The sequence below is a fragment of the Vibrio sp. HI00D65 genome (genome assembly GCF_001635455.1).
Lineage (GTDB): Bacteria > Pseudomonadota > Gammaproteobacteria > Enterobacterales > Vibrionaceae > Vibrio.
In genome coordinates this window covers 1-258 of sequence record NZ_LWEH01000215.1, presented here as the reverse complement: position 1 = coordinate 258, position 258 = coordinate 1, and the positions used below count along the sequence as shown (strand labels likewise).

Annotated in this window: 1 pseudogene; it reads right to left on the bottom strand. The window is 41.5% G+C overall.

The annotated features are described in order from the left end of the window. Positions 1-258 (bottom strand): annotated as a pseudogene (locus A3712_RS27870) (replication endonuclease); the annotation flags it as partial.

The following is a 258-nucleotide window of genomic DNA, read 5'->3' as shown; positions in this document are numbered from 1 at the left end:
ATCACTTAGCAAAGCAACCTTAGAAGTAGTAGGAAGTTGCTTGTATTGCTCTAGTACCAACAGAACACGCCTATGCGCAGGTACCATTTTTTCACGAATAAAAGTGTTCGCGGCAAAGCGCCCTTGCTTCTTAAATATCGAAACATAGCGATTTGCGAAATACTTAGTGAGGTAATGTGGAAGGCCAGAAAAGTGTTCAGATAGCCATTCTCCATCTGCAGGGTTTACTTCATATAGCTTACGTTCAACAACTGAAAG